This is a genomic window from Luminiphilus sp. nBUS_16, from assembly GCF_051201645.1.
Classification (GTDB): domain Bacteria; phylum Pseudomonadota; class Gammaproteobacteria; order Pseudomonadales; family Halieaceae; genus Luminiphilus.
The window spans coordinates 2,169,439-2,186,573 of the sequence record NZ_CP179205.1 but is presented as its reverse complement, the minus strand read 5'-3'; the positions used below and the strand labels follow the sequence as shown (position 1 = coordinate 2,186,573).

Here is a 17,135-nt window from a genome sequence, read left to right as displayed (position 1 = left end):
ATGGGCTTAAACTTTGGGTTGCAGCAATCTAGCATCCCAGTAAAAAGGCCGGATCTCTCGAATAAGGCCATCGGTAAAGCCAAAGCACTCGGCAATTTCAGTATCAAAGGAACGGCCTCCATCACGCACGATCGCCGATAACGTAACTCGCGCAACTACACCGTCAATGCCCTCGTAATACGATTGCGGCGTTGCCTGAAAGCGGCTGTAGTTGGCTACCAGTGTTCGGCCTAACGCCTTGAGGCCTTCGAGCCCTTGATAGTGACCAGAGAACGGCAAGGCGGGTGATTCTATAATTTCGAAGTCGGGGTGTAGCAGGGGGGTCACTGCCGGCCAGTCTGCCTGCGGAGCTCTGCGATAAAACGTCTTTACCATTGACAGTGGCGTTTGAGTCACGGTGCTGTCAGCGGTGAGTATACAGCTAACATGTGAGCGAGCCGGACTGGGGTGACCGCCAGTCCGGGACTATTAACCATGAGGTTCGGTTGTCTCAGGCAGCGGTGTCAGCAAAAGCGAGCTCAGGGAAGCCTGCATCAGACGATTCTTTGAGTTTGTCGTAGTACACATGGGCGCCTCCAAAGAATATCAGCACCCGCGCTTTGCGATCTTCACGATTGGCCCCCATCATCCAGGAGTTCACCTTGTCCCCTTCTGCCATCATAGTTTGTGCGTGAATTTCAGCGGTTAAATTGGTCCACTCTTCTTCAGCAGTGGCACTAGGATAAAAGACCTGCTTGCCCTCAGCATTCATCTTCTTAACGCACTCACTAATCCACTGGGCATTTTGTTCGATAGATGTGGGCAAATTCGCAAAGGGGGCTTGGGGGCCCGTCACCATAAAAAAGTTAGGGTAACCAGCAACGGCAACGCCCATAATTGAACTGGATTGGTCCTGCCATTTATCCCGAAGAATTTGACCGCCCTCGCCAACAATGTCCATGGCTTCCAGTGCACCGGTGTAGGCCTTGAAGCCCGTTGCCAGCACGATGATGTCGAACTCGTGATGATTCTGCGTGGTACGAACCCCCGTCTCAGTGATCTCAACAATCGGCTCGTAGTCTTTGATATCGACCAGCTTTACATTATCGCGGTTGAAAGCTTCGTAGTAGCCGTGATCGAGAGGTGGACGTTTGGCAAATAGTGGATAGCCTTTGGGCGTGAGCAGCTCCGCTGTATCAGGATCCTCAACCTTGGCCTTGATCATTTTTTCAATAATAAAGTCAGCCGCCGCTTTGTTAGCTTCTGGGGTTGCCAGAAGGTCGTCAAAGGTTTCAAAAACCCAGCGAAAGCTGCCATGCCAATTTTCCTCAAAGACCTGCTGCACTTCTTCTGGTGTGCTTTCGGCAACCGTTCTACCGGAGGGCGGGTTAAAGCCCATACCGAAGACGTGATTGCGGCACTTATCGATAATTTCTTGGTAGTTTTCTTTGATTTCCTTTTCCCACTCTGGCGTCATGGGTTTTTGCATCGCGGGCATTACAAAGTTGGGTGTACGTTGAAAAACCGTGACGCTGGCGGCGGTTTTAGCGACCTCGGGTAGCATTTGCACAGTGGTAGCGCCGGCGCCAATAATGCCAACACGCTTGCCTGCAAATTCAAGTCCTTCAGGCCAGCGAGAAGAATGAAAACAAGGCCCTTTAAAAGTGGTTTGGCCGGGAATATTGGGGATCTGGGGCTGCGAGATCATGCCCATGCCGCTGATGAAAAATCGGCAGGTGTGGGTAGCACCATCGCCAGTCGTCACAATCCAGATTCCACGGTCTGCTTGATATTCTGCACGGGTTATTTCCGTGTTGAATTGCAGGTGCGGCCACATGTCGAACTTGTCAGCGACAAAGCGCAGATAATTTTGAGTCTCTTCCCATCCGGGGTAGCGTTTAGACCAAGTCCACTCCTCGAGCACTTCTTTAGAGAAGGTTAAGCAGTAATAGTAGCCCTCGCTATCGGTCGCTGCGCCGGGGTATTTGTTCCAGGCCCAAGTGCCGCCAATATCAGGAGCACGATCAAAAACTCTCAGAGAGAGGCCGGCCTCACGTAGGTAGTGGGTGAGGGCGACACCTGCGAAGCCTGCGCCCACAACGATGGCGTCAAAATCTGTGGTTTGTGATGATTGCATTGTTATCTTCCTCATAAAAACCGCTGCGGTACTACGCGTAGTGCTGTTGATTTGTCAGCTCGACCCGACGTGGTACCCGTGCTAAATAGATTTCACAGGATCTCCATCCCAGATCGAGCAGGTGTTATATCCTTAGCAGCCAGTATAGCTGCGGCGCTGGTTGGGATCTTGCGGCGCCAATCTCGCTATAACCTGAAACTTGCTGTCTGTCTTGGCAAGGAGTTTGCTAAACTTACTTGTGTTCAGCAAGTCACTTGGTGACACTATACAACTGCAAGCCGTGAGTGCTTGTCAACCATAGCAGTACGGGAAGAGGGTTTTATCGTGGAAAAAAGCGCAACAACGGTAGGTATTGTCGGCGGTACTGGCGATCTGGGTGCAGGTCTAGCCCGTCGATTGGCCCGAGCGGGTTTTAAAGTCATTATCGGTTCCCGCAATGAAAGCCAAGCACAGGCAGCCGGTGAAGCGTTAAAAGCGCTCGGCGATTCCTCTGGTTGGGGCGCTTTAAATGTGTCAGGAGCAAGTAATCCCGACGCTGCTGCTGCCGCAGACCTTATTTTTGTGACCGTGCCTTTTGCTGCGCATGCTCCCACGTTGGAGAGCATAAAAGGGTCTGTGCAAGGTAAGGTCGTGGTCGACGTAACCGTGCCCCTAGTGCCCCCGAAAGTTGCCCGGGTACAGTTGCCCGAGGGGGGCAGTGCAGGACAATTGGCCCAAATTGCCTTGGGTGAGAACGTTCGCGTGGTCAGTGCACTGCAAAATGTTGCGGCAGCGCACCTCAACAGTGATGACACTATTGATTGTGATGTCCTCGTTACAGGTAATAACAAAGAAGCCCGTCAGCAGGTAATCGATATTCTCGAGGTTATAGAGGTGAGGGGATTTCACGCTGGCATGATCAATAATGCCGCGGCTGCAGAGGCTCTGACTTCGATACTTATCAATATAAACAAGCAATATAAAACCCATGCGGGCATTCGTATAACCGGGGTCTGATGCCGCGATGGCTCCCGTGCTTACTCTCACAGCGGTGCAGCAGATACCCCGGGTGAGCCCCGGTGACGACCTTGTGCACCTCGTCATTTCAGCGACTGCAAATCAGGGGCTTGCGCCCGAACCGGGCGATATTTTAGTCATGGCCCAGAAGGTTGTGTCAAAAGTCGAAGATCGGTTGGTCGCTTTGGCTGCCGTGTCGCCCAGCACAGCGGCGATTGATCTCGCTGCTCAAACCGGGAAGGACCCACGCTTGGTGGAGTTAATCATGTCAGAATCGACGGCTATTGTTCGCTCTCGCCCCGGGCTGATTATCGCAGAGCACCGCTGCGGGCACGTGCTGGCAAATGCCGGCATCGATGCCTCAAATATTGCGCAAAGTGACGGCGAGCACGTTTTATTGTGGCCGGCAGATCCAGACGCCAGCGCTGCAGAGCTCCATCAGCGGTGCACCCAAGCGTACGGCTTTGCGGTCCCCGTGATTATCAACGACAGCATGGGACGCGCTTGGCGCATGGGAACGACAGGTCATGCCATTGGAGTTGCGGGTCTCGATCCGCTTTGGAATCAGGTAGGCGAACAAGATCTTTACGGCAACGAACTTCGTGTGACTGAGCCAGCTACGGCAGATGGTCTCGCGGCGGCGGCGGCCCTGGTGCAAGGAGAGGCCGCTGAAGGTACCCCGGCTGTCTGGGTTCGCGGGTGTCCACTTTCTTCTGGGGGGGCGCGAAGCTCTCGAGCATTGCTACGCCCCCATTCGGCAGATTTATTCCGATGACACCAAGATTGCGAACAGTGCTTCTCGCCGGTGGCGGCGGGGGGGCCAGATTAGCAAGAGGGTTCTATGGTCTTGTGAGCGAGGCAAACACTTTGGTGCTGACAAACCCGGGTGATGACTTTGAGCATCTAGGACTGCTGGTGTGTCCCGACACCGACAGCGTGTTGTACGCCGTTGCAGATGCAATCGACGCTAAACGGGGATGGGGACGTGAGAGGGAAAGCTGGTCGGTACTTGCTGAGGTTGAACGCCTAGGTGGGGCCAGCTGGTTTCAGCTGGGTGATCGGGATATCGCCCTGCATTTGTTGCGTCGCGTGGGGCTGGACGCCGGGCAAAGCTTGGCCTGCGTCACGGCCGATCTTGCTGAGAGGCTCGGTATTCAAGCGCTGCAAATTGTGCCGGCGACAGAACAGCCCGTGCGCACGATTTTAACCACCGGTGAGGGTGATTTAGATTTTCAATCTTATTTTGTGGGGCGAAAATGTGAGCCAAAGGTCGAATCTCTCCAATTTCAAGGTGCCGCCGAGGCCACTCCAGCGCCTGATTTACTGACCTTTCTTAAAGCAGGTTGCGACGCTGTCATATTAGGTCCTTCAAACCCCTATCTCAGCTTGGCCCCAATGCTGGCCATTTCGGGTATTGTTGAGGCATTAGGGAATGCCGCCCCCGTTATGGCTGTCGCTCCTATTGTAGATGGGGCGGCTGTTAAGGGGCCTCTGGCAAAATTGATGACCGACCGAGGGCTGGAGCCGACAGCGTTATCGTGGGTCGACGAAATGAAAACGCTGTATCCGGGGCTGATCGATCTTTGGGTGTTAGACAGCCGTGATCAGGAAGCCGCCGAAGTGCTGCGGCTGCGCGGTGACCGTGTACTGGTATGCGACACCATGATGACGGATACGACGCAGAAAATAGCGCTGGCAAGCCAGCTGATTGAGGAAGTAAAACGCTTTGTTTGACGTAGTGTTGCCACTGAAGGCATTGCCCAAGGCGAAAAGCCGTCTTGCTGAGGTGCTAACTAATAGTCAGCGTCGCGAGCTGATGTTGGCGATGGCGCAGGACGTGGTCGCCGCATTGCTAGCTTGGTCTGATTGTCGCTCGCTCACCATCATTCAGGGTCCCGGTTGGCCACCTATGCTGCCCGTGGTGTCCAAGTTGCGAGTTATTCGAGAAGACGAGTCTGGTGAGGTTGATCTTAACAAGATGCTTACTGCGGGCATCGAGAAACTTGTGGGCGAGCGATACGTCGTCGTATTTGGTGACTTGCCAGGGCTCGATGCGGTAGATCTGAAGGCGCTAAGCACCGGGTTTGACAACGATAAAACGGTACTTTGCCCCGATAACCAAAACGTCGGGACCAATGCTTTGGCGTTCAGCGCCCACAATATGCCGGTCTTTCGTTTTGGTAGTAACAGCTTTCGAGAATACGGTCGCAACATTTGCAGCGAGTGCTGTGTCGTTGTGGAGAGTCCCGGTTTGTCCTTTGACGTAGATACGCCTGCTGGGCTGTACGCATTATTGTGGGGCCAAAATGCGGCCATGTCCGTAGGTCCCGCAACTCAAAAATGGCTGCTAGCCGCTCGCAGTTCAGGCGTGATGTGGCGAGGGCAAGCGTCCGTTTCGATGAAGCAAAATGCAGGTGGTCTGTGTTGAGGTTTGAGAGAAACCGGATCGCCGGTGACACTGGGTCTGTCGTTACCACAACGGAGCTTTCTGCAATGGAAGGTTGTGCGCGGGAGCGGCGTGACAGCAGTTTTGGTCGCGTTATTACCTATAGCCCCAAGGTGTTTATCCCACTGACGCAACTCTGTCGCGATGTTTGCCACTACTGTACTTTTGCGCAGTCTCCGAGTCGCTTAGCAGCGCCGTATATGACCCTTGATGAAGTTTTGGCGGTGGCTCGGGAAGGGCAGGCCGCAGGGTGCACGGAAGCGTTACTCACGCTGGGTGAAAAACCTGAGCTCCGTTATAAGGCAGCACGGGTGTGGCTGGCAGAGAACGGGTACTCAAGCACGGTTGACTATGTCACTGCTGCTTGCAAAGCAATTGTTGCGGAAACAACACTCATTCCCCACGTTAATGCGGGAACATTATCTCGAGCTGAATTAGCACAGTTGCGCCCAGTCATGGGGTCTTTTGGTTTGATGCTTGAGTCGGGTTCACCAGCGCTGCTCGCGCGAGACGGTGCGCACTTTGGCTCCCCCGATAAAAAACCCTGGCGACGCCTAGCAACACTCGTTCGTGCTGGACGCCTCAAAATACCCACGACGACGGGGCTTCTTTTGGGTATCGGTGAGGATCGCGCACAGCGCATTAGTGATTTAAAAAATATTGCGCGCCTACATGCTAAATATGGGCACATTCAAGAAGTAATTATTCAAAACTTCCGCGCCAAAAGTGGTACTCGAATGGCAAATTGGCCCGATGTTTCGTTATCGGAGTTGCTTTGGACGATTGCTGCTGCTCGCTTGATTTTGCCGACCGACATAAGCATTCAAGCACCCCCAAACTTGTCCCCAGACGATTTACTGTTGCTTGCGGATTCAGGCTTAAACGATTGGGGTGGTGTCTCACCAGTAACCCCCGATCACGTCAATCCCGAGGCACCTTGGCCGGAAATCATGCGACTGTCAGCTGTTACGGAGGCGGCGGGAAAAGTACTGCGGGCGCGGTTGCCAGTTTATGGCCAGTATCTCAATGACCCCTGTTGGTTAGACGATCGCATTCGCCCTCGATGTTTAGAGGTCACAGACTCTGAGGGGCGGGTGCGCTCTGATCAATGGCGCCCCGGCGAGCCTGAGCTAGGCCCCCCTTCGGTTTCGAAGGGTCCTGCCCTCCTGAGTCAGAGTCGTGAAATTCTTGCAATTCTGGATCGCCGTCGCCGCGGCGAAGCCCTCGAACATAGTGATGTGGTTCGCCTGTTTCAGACCGTTGATATCGATCGTGAAGCGATTTACGAATGCGCAAATCAGCTGCGGTCAGAGCAGGTGGGAGAAACGGTAACTTTTGTCGTTAACCGTAATATCAACTATACAAATGTGTGTAAGTACAGCTGTGCGTTTTGCGCGTTTTCAAAGGGGCTACCTAAGTCAGAGGGTCGCGAGCGCCCTTATGACATTACAGGTCACGAGTTAGCACGCAGAGCGTCGGAGGCCTGGGGCCTAGGGGCTACCGAGGTCTGTCTGCAGGGAGGAATTCACCCCGGTTACGACGGCAACACTTACCGCACTATCGTAGAAGCCGTCAAAGCTGCAGAGCCTGAGCTGCATGTGCATGCTTTTTCTCCACTTGAGCTACACCATGGCGCTGAGACGCTTGGGCTGGGCATTGAAGACTACCTGCGAGTTCTCATGAAAGCAGGACTGGATACCGTGCCCGGGACCGCAGCTGAAATATTAGATGATCGGGTGCGTGCCAAAATTTGCCCTGACAAGCTCAGTGCGGGGCAGTGGTTGGAGACTATGGCGGCCGCACACCGGGTCGGGCTGCGCTCCACAGCGACCATTATGTTTGGGCATATTGACCACGCCGAGCATTGGGCAACGCACCTGTTAGCGGTTCGTCATTTACAACTTCAAACGGGCGGTTTCACCGAATTTGTACCCCTGCCATTCGTGGCTCGAGAGGCGCCCCTGTACCGACGTGGGCACGCCCGGCCTGGCCCGACGAGAGAAGAGTCTCGAGGCATGCATGCTATCGCTCGAATTGTCCTTGGTGACGTCATTCGCAATATTCAGGCGTCTTGGACGAAGTTAGGGCCGGTAGAAGCTTTGCACTGTTTAAATCTTGGGGTTAACGACTTGGGCGGCTGCCTTATGAATGAGAGTATTTCTCGTGCTGCCGGGGCAGGGCATGGGCAATGCTGGTCGCCGGCGGCCATGGAGTCAGCAATCCTTGGGGTGGGTCGTGTTCCGTCGCAGCGAACAACGCTTTATGGCTCGCCTCCCGAAGAGCGAAAGGCGCAAATTCAGGCTACGCCGTTGCAAATATTGCCCCTTGAACAGCCAATGGCAAAAATTAAAGCAGAAAAAAAACGGGCTTGAGGGTAAATCGGGCTTGACGTCGCTCCCACTTTTTTTTAGCTTGCTAGTAACAAACAAGCCGTTTACCGGATTAGTAATAGCGGGTTACAAATGCTGTGAGGCTGTGTCAATGCAGTGTGCTAAAAATAACGTGGTGACCGTGTGGTAGGTAAGACGTGGGGGCTGTAGCAGTGAGCATCGACGAATTGCAGGCAAAAATTGATCGTATAGAAAGTCGCCAAGCGATTGAGGACCTTGCGTCAACCTATTGTCACGGTTTTGATAAGCGCGACGAAGCACGCTTTTTGAGTATTTGGTGGGAAGACTGCGTTTGGGCCATTGGCCCGCCTTTTGGCGATTTTGCTGGGCATGCCGGTATTTTGAGTGCGCTGCACGATGTGCTCTGGCCAGCATGGGGAATGAGTCAACACATTACGTCCAACCAAGTGGTGGAATTTACTGATCCCGATCACGCAACAGCATGCTGCGACGTCGACTGTACCGGTCTACTGTCGGGTAGTCCGAATGCAACCTTTGTTGGAGCCACTTATACCGATCAGGTGGAGCGTCGGGATGGTGTTTGGAAGATCCGTCGGCGCGATGTTGTCATCCATTATTTCAATAGTTTCGAGGGAGACACACTTAGCAAGCCAGAATAAAGACAGCGCCCAGTGATTTGTGGGGGCACCATTTTGAAACAGGGTAGAAGACCAAGCTCACGCTAAATCTATAATTTATAAATAACGTTATCACCGGAGCAACGACATGAAAAAGCATCCCTTAGCAATAGCAGTACTCGCTGGCATCGTTTCAGCAACGGCAACGGTAGAAGTAAAAGCGCAGGAGTTGGCCCTTGAGGAGGTGGTCGTTACTGCGCGTAAACGCTCCGAGAACTTGCAAGATGTCGGCTTTTCCGTGAGTGCACTGACCAAGTCTGAAATTGAAGGGCAGTTCGCTAGGGATATTACAGATCTGGCCAATATTTCACCTAACATTGTGATTGACGATACCGCTCAAGGGCCCGGTGGGGTTGCCGCAATTTTTATCCGCGGCGTCGGCGTTGCGGATGTTGAGAAAAACTTTGACCCCGCTGTTGGTGTGATTGTTGATGGCATGTTTATCGGTTCAAATGCCGGTAGCTTACTGCGCAGCATCGATATAGAAAGCATGGAAGTGCTCAGGGGTCCACAAGGCACGCTGTTTGGCCGCAACACGATTGGCGGCATCATCAATATCACCCGCAGCAAGCCCACTGGCGAATTGGGCGGCAAGATTCGCGCAGGCTACGAGGAGTACGACACCTATTACATGGATGGTATTTTTAACTTTGGTCTGGGTGACAACGTCGGTGTGAAGTTGTCTGCAGCGAAGCGCGATCAGAGTAAAGGCTACTACGACAATGATGAAATCGGTCGCGATGTCGGCCGTAATGATTACCAATCATTTGGTGCCAACATTCTTTGGACACCTACGGATAATCTCGAGCTCGAATACACGGGGCAGTTTGAGGAAACTGACCAAGATACCCCGCCGCTGCTGAATACCGGGCAGGCACGTCACGCTTTTTGCTCAGGTTATGGTTATTGTTCTCCCAGCGTAGATTCAACCATCACGGGTGATCGGCGAAAAACTTCTAATGTCGGTTATATCCCCCCCAATCCTGGCGACCAAATCATTGCCTTTTCTTCTCCCGGTCAGGCTGTAGAGGCTGATATGGCGGCCACATTCGATGCCGACACGCACATCATTGAAGCCCGCTGGCAAGCAACCGAAGCCATTAGTGTCGATTATGTTTTTGGCAGCTATGAATCTGACGAAACGATCATTTCTAACTGGGACGGTACGCCTGACTTTCTGTACGGGACGACTCGCCCAGCGACTTATGAGCAAACGTCCCATGAGCTTCGTTTGGCTTGGGACAACGGCGGTGCCGTTAACGCGGTGATGGGCGCTTACCTCTGGGACTCCGAGTATGAGATTCCGTTGCGTTCTTGGGTGGGCTTTGTCGTTCCCGGCACTATCCTCGATATCCTGCAGAAAACGCGACAAGAGAGTGAGTCCCAAGCCCTTTTCGCTGATGTCGACTGGCGCATTACTGACGCTTTGACGTTGAACTTTGGCGGGCGCTACACCAAAGACGAAAAGAGCACGGAACAAACGGGCAACGTAACGGCGAGTGCTGATGAATCTTGGAGTGAGTTTACGCCACGGGCAAGCCTACGCTATGAGCTGAGTGATAGTCTGATGACCTATGCGACGTACTCGTCGGGTTACCGGTCGGGCGGATTTAATGGCCGGGTCAACTCACCAGAGGAGGCGACACAACCATACAATCCAGAGACGGTTAATAACTTCGAACTCGGCTTTAAGCATCAGAGTCCCGACAACAGGCTGCGATTTAACGGTGCTGTGTTCTACATGGTTTACGACGACAAGCAGGAAGAGTTACAGCTGCCCTCCGATACCGGTACGGGGCAAAAAACAGTTGTTACTAATGCGTCGGAAGCAGAGATTTGGGGCGTAGAGCTGGAAGCGCAGGCGATCATTGGTGAAGGTCTGACATTGCGCGCCAATGTCGGTTACCTAGATACCGAATATGACAGTTTTGGTTACACCGACTTACAAAGCGGTCAAGAGGTCGACTTTAGCTACCTAGAGTTTCGCCGCGCACCTGATCTAACGGGTACCGTCGATGCGACCTACGAGTGGCCAACGGCGAGTGGTCGTATCTGGGTTCGAGGGGCCTACCATTACTTAGGCGAGCATTACGTTAACGTGACAAATGCACCTGAGCTCAAGAATGACGGTCAGCACCTACTCGATGCGTCGGTTAACTGGGAAATTAACGATCTTCGCTTGAGCGTGTTCGGACGTAACCTTTCTGATGAGGACGGATATACTCACGGCTACGATGTGGCGGGCCTGTGGTCATACGCGGCAACGCGCCCACCAAGAACCATTGGTGCGGAGATCGTCTGGAACTTTGGACAGTAAGGCCGTGAGCGACGCTCTCTCTCAGTTATTGGCGAAGCAGGAAATTCTCGAGGTGGTGGTCCGTTATGCACGGGCCATTGACCGTCTCGACGAGGCGCTGTTGAGGACACTATTCCATCCTGAGTCAACACATAACCACTTCTATGAGGGGCCCTCTTCGGCGCCTGATAGATTGGCTACTGACGATGACCCGGGGGATTTTGTGCGCTACGCGATGGCTGTTTTGAAAGCTCATGCGCGAACACACCATCAATTAGGTAATACGCTGATAGAACTGACTGGGGAAACTACGGCCCATGTCGAAACCTATTTCACGGCGTTTCACAAGATGCGCGGGGCGGGTGACCCCCTGGCGGGTCCCGACGCCTTTGATACTGAGATGGATTTTTTTGTTGGCGGTAGATACCTCGATAAATTTGAGCTGCGTGATGGTCAGTGGAAAATCATCCACCGTACGGGTATGACCGATTGGATGCGTCTTGATCCACCCTCGGCACGGGGTATGTCTGCTCTGGATGCCAGTGTAGTGGGTCAGCGTTTTCCCGACGATTTCATTTATCAATTATCCTCAGTGTAGTTAGTGATGATTGCCAAGATTTAGGAGTGCAGCAAATGGAAAGACGACTGGAAGGGCAGGTGGCCGTTATCACTGGCGGCGCCAGCGGCATTGGCGCGGCGACGGCAGAAAAATTAGTGGCACATGGCGCTAAGGTCGTGCTGGGCGATATTCAAGAAGATCGCTTGGCCAGTTTTGTCGAGTCGCTCAATGGCCAAGCGATTGGTTTGCGCTGCGATGTCACTCGAGAAGAGGACGTGAAAGGTTTGGTTGATGCGGCCATTACGGCTCATGGGCGCATTGACGTGATGTTTAATAATGCGGGTATCGTGGGTGCCATTGGCCCTATGGATACGACGCCTACTGATGAGTGGAAACTCACGTTAGATATTCTTTTAAACGGCGTTTTCTATGGCATGAAGCACGCCTCGGGTCATATGAAGCGTGCTGGGCGTGGCTCTATTGTCAGTATGAGTAGCACGGCGGGCGTGATGGGGGGGCTTGGGCCTCATGCCTATGCGGCGGCTAAACATGCTGTAGTAGGCCTTACAAAGAATCTGGCTGCTGAAGCTTGTGCCTTTGGTGTGCGGGTAAATTGCTTGGCACCTGGGCTTATAGCCACACCCTTGGCGGCAGCGGCCACCGTGGGGGACCCGGATGGCGTTGAACAAGCCATTCCTACTTTCGCTGAATTATCGCCGCTTCCGGGACGCGCTGGCATGCCTGAGGATGTCGCCAATGCAGTGCTGTGGCTAGCATCAGACGAGTCGGGCTATGTGAATGGTCAAACGATTGCGATTGATGCGGGCCTTACAACGGGCTCGAAGCCCGGCGATCCAAATTTCGCCGAGTATCAGCCCATCCTACGCGAAGCCGGTAAGAGCGGAATGTAAGCCGGTCACTTTTAGAGAAGCTTGCTGTGGATGTTATGGGGGCCCTCGGAGCACCCTGATCGACGAGTTTATGATTGTAGGGGGTTTACTTGAAGGTTTCGGTGTGGCCGCTGCTTGATTTTAACCCTGCGGTTGCTCAGATATTCCCTTTGCAGTCCGCTTGAGGACGATTCTAGTGCGCAGGCTTAGACGCGGTATGCGGCTGGCCGCTCGCGATGCTTTGTCGCTCGAGCAGGCTGAGGGATGCGAGGAGCGTCACGACCCACAGCGCCCATTCAGATTCACGATAAACGGTGGTGAAGCTGGCGATTGTTAGGCTGGTCCAGTTGAGAAATAATAGAACTGCGGCAAGTTTTTGAGTACTTGAATACCGGTTTGATGCCTTTAATATTAGCCAGCCGCTCAGCAGCCAAAGCGCGGTGAAAAGCAGCCCCCCTAGCAGTCCGTAACTCACGAGCATTTCCAGCCACTGCAAGTGTGTATTGGTGGTCTCCATAGTCTGGGCGCTAGCGAATTTTGCGAGTTCAGGTGGCCAACTAATAGCTCTGGACGCCTGATAGCCCCCGCCAAACCACGGTGTTGCCAAAAAAGCATCAACGCCCTGTTCAAAGAGTGCTTCACGAAGCCCAAGGCTCTTATCGGTCTGATCCATTGGAAAGAGTTGACCTCTAAACCAGAGCCCCACAGCGCTCAGTAGCAGTCCGGCGCTCAAACTTCTCAACAGGGCCTTACCTCGGTACAAAAATACGCCCAAGCAGGCCAGCACCGCAACGGCAATAAATGCCGTACGCACTGCGCCCAAAATCAGCAAAGCACCTAGGCCGAGGATGCCGATACAGCAAAGTGCACGGGCTAGCCGGCTGTTGTCTGCCAGAGCGCACCCGAGCAGCAGCAGCATAGCGGCCAGTAAAGTTCTCGAAAACGGATGCGGGTTGAAAACCCAAGAAGGTCTGATTGGGTCGCCGCGCTTTGCATCGATTAGGTCAAGTACAAAATTCGACCCTAGAGTCAGGTAGGTAAATGCATCGACAAGATAAACCGCAGTAAACAAGAGTGCTATCGATGCGGAAAAATAACTAAGTTCGCGCCAGTCTCTGGTGTTGAGGTTGCAAACAACGGCAGGTGATGCGACCGCGAGCAGCAAAAACCACCGGCCCTGTGCAAAAGTTGCGTCCAATATGTTGACGTTGTTGTTGAGCAGGTTCGACAGCAGAAATGCACTCGTCAGGGCCACCATCGTCAGCATGAAGCCCCAGTATTGCCTCCAGAACACAAAAAACTGTTGTGGCTGGGTGGACAGCTGCAGAGCGCTAGTGAGAAGGAGTAATAACGCGGTGACATTGACTGGCCCGACGTTAACCAAAGGTGAGATGGCAAATAAAGCCAGCGAGCACTTGAGAAGTCGTGTTATCACGATAGCGCTGTCGTTTTACCGGGCGTGTTTGCAACGCAAAAAAGGCGGCAGTAACAAGCGTTAACAACGATGGCGACAAATTTTGAGGTGATAGCAAAGTTCAGCAACGACAGGGTCTCGACGTTAAGGGCGACGCCAGTCTAACACCCCAGATCTTTAAGGTTACTGGCCTTTGTAAAACCGGCCGTTCAATAGGTGGCGGGGTTGAATGTTAGCCGTTGTATTTAAGAGACCGGACGCCGCGCTTTTTAATGGCCGAGCTGGGTGGCTTTACCCGGCTGGTTCATTATGCTTTTATCTTATATCTAAAGACTAAAAATAAATAACCTTTGGAAAGCGAGACGCTTGAGTCTCGATAGGAGATTTTTTGATGAGACAATTAATTGGGGTAATCATACTGCTATGCATTGCGGCGTCAGGGGTTTCGGTTCAGGCAGAGAATTTACGGATTTTGGGTGAGGACGACGTTTTTGTGGCCACTCTGCCCTCGGGAGAAGAGTTGTCGATCACTCGGCAAATGACGGCTTGTGCGAAGAATAAAGGCTGGTTGCAGCCGCTGGTGCCCGAGCCGGGCATTGTGCCAGTGACGGAAATTGAGGTGCTCAATGCCATCAACGACCCCGCCTTTACTTTGGTCGATATGCGCACTGAGGACTGGTTTTCAGACGCCACGATTCCGGGCGCGGTGAATATCCCTTACACCGAGGTGGCCATGCGTATGGATGAGCTCGGTTGTCTCAAAGGCGCAGCAGGTTGGGACTGCACGGGTGCTGTGAATGTAGTGGGATTTTGTAATGGTCCCGTTTGCCCACAAAGCCCGACAGCGATGCGCGCCATGATTCGAGACGGCTTTCCCGCGGATAAAATCTATTACTACCGCGGCGGCATGCTGGACTGGGACGCTCTAGGCCTGACCACAGTCGAGGGCGATTTTTAGTCGCTGTGCGAACTGCAGGCTAATTCGGTCTGCGTGACCGCCGGTTAGTCGTAAGGTTCCGAGCTTACCTTATACCAGCCGCCGGACTGTACACGTCACGGCGGCTATTCCCCCCGAGATTGAACTGCCTAGCTTTCTTTTTTTTTGGTTCGCTCAATGAACACGTCATGCCCGCAGGCCTCAAAATTGAATACTCGCTGGAGCCGCTGAGCCCAGGTCATGGCGGCACAGGGCGTGGCATTGCCCTCGCACTGGCACAGGCGGGCGCTAGTGTTTGTATCGCTGACAGTTGGGGTTACTGACTATTGATTGAAAATACGAATAGCCCCTGCCCATCTGCGGGTTGATAAATCTCCGGGAAGAGCACGGCGGTCAACGCGCGAAATACACCAATGCCAGTTTGAATCGCCACAAATTGCTGGCCATTGGCGGCATAGGTAATAGGGTAACCGTGTGCTGGTGCAGGCAGACGTGTCGACCATAGGGTTTCGCCTGTCTGAGTGTCCAACGCTTTAAACCGCCGATCGAGATCGCCGATAAAGAGCAGACCGCCATCGGTTGTTAGGGCACCGCTCAAGAACAGGGCGGCCTGTTCGACCTCCCACACTGGTTTCATGTTCACCACGTCAACTGCGATGAGTTTGCCAACCGCGTCTTCCTTACCGGGCATGGGGTAGGTGGCAACATCAGCGCCATAACCGCCGCCACCGGGCCCTAGATCTACTGCACGCGGTGTCATGTCGGAACAGAGCTGATGAACCGGCAGAAAAAGCAGCTGCGCAGTCTCGTCAAAGGCTGCTGACTGCCAGTTATGGCCGCCGTAAATACCTGGACAGGCTGTGAAGGTATCCCCAATGTCTGCTTCAACAATATCTTCGCGGTACGTTAGTGCTCCTGTGTCACGGTTCACGGTAAAAATATTTTGTTCCATGGTCTCCATAAGGTCGATGTACTCGCCTGTTTGACGATTCAGCTTCCACAGAATGCCGTCTTTACCGACAGTCATAACTTCAGGTACGCCATTGGTGGTGGTCAAAATTCGCTCGAATCCGACCTCCATATCAATAGTCTCGCCCGGGATATGTTGAAAGTACCATGCCATCTCGCCGGTCTTAGGATCGACGGCTAACGTGGAGTTGGTATAGAGCGCGGCATCACCTGTAGACATTCCTCGACTTACTGCCGCCCAAGGTTTTGGCTGGGAGGTGCCAAAGATAACCCGCTTAAGTTCGGCGTCGTAGGAACCCGCAATCCACATATCACCGCCGCCTCGCCGGTCTGCTGCAATGTCCCCCCAACTCTCGAACTCAGGAGAACCCGGCAGGGCTAGGGTAGAGGTGCGCCATAGCTCCGCACCGGTCGCAGGGTCGTGTCCTGTGATAAAACAACCATCCTCAGTAAACAGCTCGCACCCATTAATGCCGCTCACCACGATGCCATCGGCGATGATGGGTCCAGCACTGTGGGTATAGGCTTTGCGATAATCGGCTTTTTCGCTGCGCCACAACTGCTGACCACTCCGTGCATCAATGGCCACCACAGCGGCGTCATAGGTCGCAAGAAATAAGCGATCTTCAAAAATAGCTATGTTGCGTGTTGGCCCACCAAGCAGCCTAGAACCCTTGGGGAAGTTGTATTGATACTCCCAAATAAGATCCCCTGTGGCTGCGTTGATAGCTTGTATTTTGTTGTTGGGGTGGGTCAGAAACATGACGCCATCTCTTACCAAGGGCGTGCCTTGGTTACTGCCTTGATGCATGGCGATGGACCAGCTTAGACCCAGTTGACGAACATTCGACCGATTAATGGCTTTGAGTGGGCTGTGTCCATGACCATCAGGTGTGCGTCGCCAATTAAGCCAGTCGGCGTCGGGGGGGGTATTGATGTCAGCGGTGGTGACCGGGCGAAATCCCTCGACCATTTGCGGTTCAAATTGACCGGCATTTCGCGCCATGTCCATGACGGCATCGGCCCCAGAAAATTCGACGGCCGCCGATTCTGCGTCGCCCTTGCCGGCTTTGAGGCCACCTGAACTTGCCAATAAATTGGAGCCCTTTAGCGATGCGGCATTGTGCTCGATGATGTATTGAATCAGTGAGGCGTGTTCATCTTCGGATAGAGTGTGTGATTCGCCCGGGGGCATGCTGCTCATAGTCAGGCTAAGAAGCGCCTGAGCATCTTGTTCGCGCCATTTATCAAGGAAGGGTTTTCCCGCTAATGCCGCTCCATGAGCGGACCCACGCAAGCTGCTACTGTGGCAGGAGGCGCATTGCTCTTCGTACAGCACCTGTGTGGAGGAAGAGGCCTGAACTATCGTCGGCACTGCCAGAAAAAACGTGATGAGTGTGAACAGCCTCATAGTATTAGCTCCGGTAGTTCGCATTGGGTGGGGGGATTTCAATGCGTTGCGCTTGTTATCAAGCCGCTTTTGA

At 53.4% G+C, this 17,135-nt stretch carries 15 protein-coding genes; 11 read left to right on the top strand and 4 right to left on the bottom strand.

The annotated features are described in order from the left end of the window. Positions 1-6: 6 nt before the first annotated feature. Positions 7-375: a nuclear transport factor 2 family protein gene (locus tag ACMAY6_RS09715; protein WP_435211387.1), complete on the bottom strand. Its 369-nt coding sequence runs from the start codon at positions 373-375 to the stop codon at positions 7-9. Between the two features lie 115 nt (positions 376-490). After that, complete coding sequence (locus ACMAY6_RS09710) at positions 491-2,116, bottom strand: flavin-containing monooxygenase (protein ID WP_435211385.1); 1,626 nt, start codon at positions 2,114-2,116, stop codon at positions 491-493. Between the two features lie 324 nt (positions 2,117-2,440). On the opposite strand from ACMAY6_RS09710, the gene npdG reads away from it, so the two are divergent. The 9 genes from npdG to ACMAY6_RS09665 all read left to right on the top strand — a co-directional run bounded on the left by npdG (position 2,441) and on the right by ACMAY6_RS09665 (position 12,352). Continuing rightward, positions 2,441-3,112: an NADPH-dependent F420 reductase gene (gene npdG / locus ACMAY6_RS09705; protein WP_435211383.1), complete on the top strand. Its 672-nt coding sequence runs from the start codon at positions 2,441-2,443 to the stop codon at positions 3,110-3,112. A 7-nt stretch (positions 3,113-3,119) separates the two neighbouring features. After that, entirely contained in the window at positions 3,120-3,887 is a 768-nt protein-coding gene (gene cofE / locus ACMAY6_RS09700; protein WP_435211381.1) for a coenzyme F420-0:L-glutamate ligase, read from the top strand. Continuing rightward, entirely contained in the window at positions 3,884-4,846 is a 963-nt protein-coding gene (locus ACMAY6_RS09695) for a 2-phospho-L-lactate transferase CofD family protein (RefSeq protein ID WP_435211379.1), read from the top strand. Before cofE ends, ACMAY6_RS09695 begins: the two co-directional genes overlap by 4 nt. Continuing rightward, complete coding sequence (cofC, locus tag ACMAY6_RS09690) at positions 4,839-5,540, top strand: 2-phospho-L-lactate guanylyltransferase (RefSeq protein ID WP_435211377.1); 702 nt, start codon at positions 4,839-4,841, stop codon at positions 5,538-5,540. Before ACMAY6_RS09695 ends, cofC begins: the two co-directional genes overlap by 8 nt. A gap of 65 nt (positions 5,541-5,605) precedes the next feature. Beyond that, positions 5,606-7,930, top strand: a complete 2,325-nt coding sequence (gene cofH / locus ACMAY6_RS09685; RefSeq protein ID WP_435211375.1) for a 5-amino-6-(D-ribitylamino)uracil--L-tyrosine 4-hydroxyphenyl transferase CofH — start codon at positions 5,606-5,608, stop codon at positions 7,928-7,930. 170 nt (positions 7,931-8,100) lie between these two features. Beyond that, positions 8,101-8,568 carry a nuclear transport factor 2 family protein gene (locus ACMAY6_RS09680; RefSeq protein ID WP_435211373.1) on the top strand — a complete coding sequence of 156 codons (468 nt, stop codon included), beginning with the start codon at positions 8,101-8,103 and terminating at the stop codon, positions 8,566-8,568. 106 nt (positions 8,569-8,674) lie between these two features. Continuing rightward, positions 8,675-10,903 (top strand): TonB-dependent receptor, encoded by a 2,229-nt coding sequence (locus ACMAY6_RS09675; RefSeq protein WP_435211371.1) that lies wholly within the window; start codon positions 8,675-8,677, stop codon positions 10,901-10,903. Positions 10,904-10,907: 4 nt separating this feature from the next. After that, positions 10,908-11,480 carry a nuclear transport factor 2 family protein gene (locus tag ACMAY6_RS09670; protein ID WP_435211369.1) on the top strand — a complete coding sequence of 191 codons (573 nt, stop codon included), beginning with the start codon at positions 10,908-10,910 and terminating at the stop codon, positions 11,478-11,480. Between the two features lie 35 nt (positions 11,481-11,515). After that, positions 11,516-12,352, top strand: coding sequence for a glucose 1-dehydrogenase (locus ACMAY6_RS09665; RefSeq protein ID WP_435211367.1), 837 nt, complete (start codon positions 11,516-11,518; stop codon positions 12,350-12,352). 172 nt (positions 12,353-12,524) lie between these two features. On the opposite strand, the gene ACMAY6_RS09660 is transcribed toward ACMAY6_RS09665, so the two are convergent. Further along, positions 12,525-13,766, bottom strand: a complete 1,242-nt coding sequence (locus ACMAY6_RS09660; RefSeq protein WP_435211365.1) for an O-antigen ligase family protein — start codon at positions 13,764-13,766, stop codon at positions 12,525-12,527. Between the two features lie 370 nt (positions 13,767-14,136). Here ACMAY6_RS09660 and ACMAY6_RS09655 point away from each other — a divergent pair, with 370 nt between their 5' ends. Together ACMAY6_RS09655 and ACMAY6_RS09650 are read left to right on the top strand one after the other, a co-directional pair. Continuing rightward, a complete protein-coding gene (locus ACMAY6_RS09655) occupies positions 14,137-14,703 on the top strand; it encodes a rhodanese-like domain-containing protein (RefSeq protein ID WP_435211364.1) in 567 nt (188 codons plus the stop codon). Between the two features lie 167 nt (positions 14,704-14,870). Beyond that, complete coding sequence (locus ACMAY6_RS09650; protein WP_435211362.1) at positions 14,871-15,005, top strand: hypothetical protein; 135 nt, start codon at positions 14,871-14,873, stop codon at positions 15,003-15,005. On the opposite strand, the gene ACMAY6_RS09645 is transcribed toward ACMAY6_RS09650, so the two are convergent. Then, the gene (locus ACMAY6_RS09645; protein ID WP_435211360.1) at positions 14,999-17,062 is read right to left on the bottom strand and encodes a PQQ-binding-like beta-propeller repeat protein; all 2,064 of its coding nucleotides are present in this window, start codon (positions 17,060-17,062) and stop codon (positions 14,999-15,001) included. The two genes, ACMAY6_RS09650 and ACMAY6_RS09645, sit on opposite strands and share 7 nt — an antisense overlap. Between the last annotated feature and the right edge of the window lie 73 nt (positions 17,063-17,135).